The following is a 3,331-nucleotide window of genomic DNA, read 5'->3' on the forward strand; positions in this document are numbered from 1 at the left end:
TGCAAACTCCACCATAACGATGAACCCGGTGGCCACCAGCGACGCCGCATTCCGGGGTGGGGCATGCCCCACCCCGGAATACACCATCGCCTACACCGGAAATTACACCACGAGCGCGGACGCTAACATCGTGCGTCAGCTACCGGCTGAGGGAAGCCGCAAGGCTTCCCTCTCACCCCCGCGGCGGGAAGGGATCGTTACCGTAGCTGTTACGCTCACGGATCAGATTGTTCCTGCCATGGATGAGGACTTCGCTGCTCTGGTTGCGAGCTATCTCAGTCGCACGCGCGATCGCTTCGCGCTGCGTGCCGAAATGCGCCGTATCACGGCTGTTTCCCGCCCCCAGGACTGCCCAGTCGTTACCGCGACGGACCACATGCTGGTTTTTGCCTGCCATTCTAATCACCCCCTTTCGGTTTGGCAGGAGTGATATGGAATTGGTCAATCGAACATTCAAGGAAGAAATTGACATTTTTGTTCAATTGAGTATATTGCAGGTAAGAAACCCCCCGGAGAGACTGCCTTCCTCCGGCAGTGAGGAGATCGACATGTCCAACCCAGAACTAGCCCGCAGGCTGCGGGAAGCGCGAGAGCTTGCGAGCGTTAGCCAGCAAGCTGCGGCGGATCATGTCGGCATTCCTCGTACCGCCATCACTCAGATCGAAGCGGGCAACAGGCTTGTCTCTACCCTGGAGCTGAGCAAGCTGGCCGAGCTTTATCGCCGTTCCATCTCGTGGTTCTTAGCCGACGTGCAGCAGCATGACGATGACGTGCTTGTCGCACTGCATCGACTTGCGCCGGGTCTCCAAGAAGATGATGGCATCCGCTTCCAGGTGGATCGCTGCGTCTCGCTTTGCCGGGAGGGCGTGAATTTGGAGAAGATTCTCGGACGCGAAGAACGCCCAGTGCCGCCGGTTTATCAGGAACCCGCACCAAATTCGGTTTGGGAGGCGGTGCGGCAAGGGCATAAGGTCGCCGATCAAGAGCGCCGCCGTCTAGGGCTGGGCAGCTCCCCGTTGCCAGATTTGGCTGAGCTTATGGTGGATCAAGGCATTTGGGCCTCAGGTGCCAATCTGCCGGGCACGATGTCTGGCCTGTTCCTGCATCATCCGAGCATCGGCATGGCTATTCTCGTCAATGCGCAGCATCCGCGTGCGCGGCGCCGGTTCTCCTACGCGCATGAATATGCGCATGCGCTGTTTGACCGCGATCGTGTGGCCAATGTCACTACGACCGACAATCGCGTAGAACGGGTGGAGCAGCGCGCGAACGCCTTCGCTTCTGCTTTCCTCCTCCCAGCAGAAGGCATCGACGATGAATTGCGCCAGCTCGGTAAGGGGCAGCCTTCCCGTGGTGACGTGCTTGTCTTTGATGCAGCGACGGGCGGTAGCATCGAGGGGCAGGCGCGGCCCGCACCCAACTCCCAGACTATTGGCTTTCAAGACGTGGCCTATATCGCCCATCGCTTCGGCGTGAGCTACGAAGCTGCTACCTACCGCCTGAAAAGCCTTCGTCGCATCAGCCAAGCGGAAAGCTTGGAGCTACTTACGTCGGCCATGCAAGATGCAGGGCGCGACTATCTCAGGGCGCTTGAGCTACTTGATGATTTGGAGGGCACGGACACGCCGCAGCGGGGCACCCGCGAGCTCCGTAGTCGTATCGCGCATCTTGCCATCGAAGCCTACCGCCGTGGGGAAATCTCCCGTGGGCGGTTGCTCGACCTGAGCAAGGCCCTCGAAATCGAAGGCCGCCAACTCTTCGACCTGGCTGAGGTGGCCCGCTCTGCGTGATGGTCATTCCTGACGCCATCCTCGTGACGGACACCTCCGTTTTGGTCAATTTCCTCCGCATTGATCGGATGGAACTGCTAGGCGCATTGCCTTGCCGCTTCATTGTGACCGACCATGCCGCAGGCGAGCTGACAGACTTCTATCCGGAGCAGGTGGAGCGTTATCAAGCAGCCGTAGCCGCTGGCCACGTTGAGGACTGCACCGTCACAGACGAAGCTGCGCTCAGCATTTTCGGACGGCTGACGGGCACGACACGTCTGGGTGTTGGTGAAAGCGCCACGATTGCGCATGCCATGGTGACAGGAGCGGGGGTGGCGATCGATGACAGACGTGCCATCAGCGAGGCACAGCGGATCGCCGAAGGATTGGTGATCGTACGCACCGCCGACCTCATGGTACGCATGATAGAGCTGGCCATGCTGACCCTCGCGGAGGCCGACGCGATCAAAGACGATTGGGCTGCCAATCATCGCTTTCGCATTCCAGTCGCCAGTTTTGCCGAGATGATGTAGCCTCTCGTTCTTGGCACTCATAAATCGTGCATTTGTAATGAATTAATGCCCGCCATACCAGCTGGCGGATCAGAAGGGGCAACAATGCCGTCGTTGAATTGGATTGGGAAAGAGGCAGTAGAGCACCACCACAAGGAAGTGCCGTACAGGCTTGTTCACTGCGACGGCGCATTGTCTGCGGGCGATCCCGACGCTGGAAATCTGCTGGTCCATGGTGATAACCTAGAAGCCTTAAAGGCCCTGACACCCTATTACGCCGGCCAGGTGAAATGCATCTACATTGATCCCCCTTACAACACGGGCAACGAGGGCTGGGTCTATAACGACAATGTGGCCTCGCCCGAGATCAAGGCATGGCTTGGCGCTGTTGTAGGGAAGGAGGCTGACGACCTTTCCCGCCACGATAAGTGGCTGTGCATGATGTATCCGCGCCTGCAACTGCTGAAGCAATTCCTCAAGCAAGACGGCGCAATCGCGGTCTCAATCGACGAGAACGAAATTAGTTCGCTGCTGATGCTAATGGACGAGATTTTCGGCAGGCAGAATCGCGTGGGCACCATGGTATGGCAAAAGGGTAAAAAGGGCGACGCGAAGCTGCTGCCCACCGTCCACGAATACATCGTGATCTATGCGCGCAATAAAGCGCTACTCACCGCACGCGAGGTCAAATGGCGGCGGCGCAAAGCTGGCGCCGACGACGTTCTAGGTCACTACCAGTCAATTCGCGAGGCTTTATACCCCGACCATGATGCCATTCGCGCCGAGATGATGAAGTGGTATCGATCACTCGCCAAGGACGATCCTCGCAAGGCTCATAAACACTACAATTGGTCGGATGAGCGGGGGCTTTACTTTGCGGCGGACTTTGCGGGACCAGACGACGGGCGGGAAAGCCGACCGCGGGTCGCGTCCGTCAAGGTGGTGTAATTTCGGCTGTGGCCGTGGGCCATCGTCAGGCGGCTTTGGCGGTGATGTGTAGGGGCTGATTTTCCTCCTCGATCATGGGTTGGTTGAGTTCGGCCATGCCTT

4 protein-coding genes are annotated in these 3,331 nt (G+C 58.6%); 3 read left to right on the forward strand and 1 reads right to left on the reverse strand.

The window, feature by feature from the left end:
• Positions 1-172: 172 nt before the first annotated feature.
• Positions 173-472: a DUF2188 domain-containing protein gene (locus ABU113_RS17025; RefSeq protein ID WP_454560644.1), complete on the reverse strand. Its 300-nt coding sequence runs from the start codon at positions 470-472 to the stop codon at positions 173-175.
• On the opposite strand from ABU113_RS17025, the gene ABU113_RS17030 reads away from it, so the two are divergent.
• The 3 genes from ABU113_RS17030 (at position 432) to ABU113_RS17040 (ending at position 3,229) form a co-directional block, all read left to right on the forward strand.
• Positions 432-1,790: a helix-turn-helix domain-containing protein gene (locus tag ABU113_RS17030; RefSeq protein WP_454560645.1), complete on the forward strand. Its 1,359-nt coding sequence runs from the start codon at positions 432-434 to the stop codon at positions 1,788-1,790. The genes ABU113_RS17025 and ABU113_RS17030 overlap by 41 nt on opposite strands.
• Entirely contained in the window at positions 1,787-2,302 is a 516-nt protein-coding gene (locus ABU113_RS17035; RefSeq protein WP_146215429.1) for a hypothetical protein, read from the forward strand. The genes ABU113_RS17030 and ABU113_RS17035 overlap by 4 nt, the downstream gene beginning before the upstream one ends.
• Before the next feature lie 84 nt (positions 2,303-2,386).
• The gene (locus ABU113_RS17040; protein WP_454560646.1) at positions 2,387-3,229 is read left to right on the forward strand and encodes a site-specific DNA-methyltransferase; all 843 of its coding nucleotides are present in this window, start codon (positions 2,387-2,389) and stop codon (positions 3,227-3,229) included.
• The last annotated feature ends 102 nt before the right edge of the window (positions 3,230-3,331 follow it).

The sequence above is a fragment of the Parapedomonas caeni genome (assembly GCF_041060555.1).
Classification (GTDB): domain Bacteria; phylum Pseudomonadota; class Alphaproteobacteria; order Sphingomonadales; family Sphingomonadaceae; genus CAUJIW01.

Bases quoted from the DNA above. Each gene is read 5' to 3' on its own strand.
- ABU113_RS17025 (WP_454560644.1), bottom strand. From the start codon at position 472: ATGTCAATTTCTTCCTTGAATGTTCGATTGACCAATTCCATATCACTC.
- ABU113_RS17030 (WP_454560645.1), top strand. From the start codon at position 432: ATGGAATTGGTCAATCGAACATTCAAGGAAGAAATTGACATTTTTGTT.
- ABU113_RS17040 (WP_454560646.1), top strand. From the start codon at position 2,387: ATGCCGTCGTTGAATTGGATTGGGAAAGAGGCAGTAGAGCACCACCAC.